This is a genomic window from Paenibacillus chartarius (assembly GCF_042432825.1).
Lineage (GTDB): Bacteria > Bacillota > Bacilli > Paenibacillales > NBRC-103111 > Gordoniibacillus > Gordoniibacillus chartarius.
Genome location: NZ_JBHLWN010000084.1, coordinates 1 through 748 on the forward strand (window position 1 = coordinate 1; position 748 = coordinate 748).

Genomic DNA, 748 nt, shown 5'->3' on the forward strand with positions numbered 1-748 from the left:
AATTCGACAAACCCGTGATAAAGGCCTGCTTTACGCGGACTTTTTCACCGGACTTTTAGAAATTTCCGAAAAATCATTATGACTCCAGTGAATATGATCTTTCAAATCCGTGTACTCTTCTCTACTTATTCCAATTAACTTTAACCCCCCATCACAATATTTAATTTTCAAGATCTTTCGACACTCCTTTTGCTGAAGAAACAAGTACTGAGTGTTTCTAAGGAAAATAAGCTTATTAAATTGAAAAATAAATTGCTCAGACGATTGGTTAGAAAGAATCAACGACTCCACCGATCTGACTTTTGGAATCATTGTGCTCACCTCTGGTTATAATAACTACAATATATCACTTTTAAGTGATATTTACAAATATATTCACTTATACTCATATATATTTTTTTTGAATAATCCTCTACCCTTGAGTAGGGAGGTAATCTTGGATGTCTGATTTAAAAAAAATAATTGGTGAAAAAATCCGAAACATACGTATTAAAAAAGGTTTGACTTTACAACAATTGGGTCATCTTACAGGGCACCAAGCGTCGTATCTTACTGAGGCTGAACTCGGTAAACGGAATCTCTCTTTGGATTCGCTAGAGAAGATCATGAATGCCCTAGAGATAAAGCCTGGAGAACTTTTTGATTTCCGAGAGCTTGATTTAAATTCTTCAGATTTTGAAACAAGGTCTGTTCTAGAAGTCCGGTGATTTAAGTCAGTTGTATCCGTCTCTTCGGCATGAAAAAAGAG

Annotated in this window: 1 protein-coding gene; it reads left to right on the forward strand. The window is 35.2% G+C overall.

Annotation, left to right across the window (positions count from 1 at the left end):
- Positions 1-440 precede the first annotated feature (440 nt).
- Positions 441-707, forward strand: a complete 267-nt coding sequence (locus ACFFK0_RS22555) for a helix-turn-helix domain-containing protein (protein WP_377472626.1) — start codon at positions 441-443, stop codon at positions 705-707.
- Positions 708-748: the final 41 nt, after the last annotated feature.

Bases quoted from the DNA above. Each gene is read 5' to 3' on its own strand.
- ACFFK0_RS22555 (WP_377472626.1), top strand. From the start codon at position 441: ATGTCTGATTTAAAAAAAATAATTGGTGAAAAAATCCGAAACATACGT.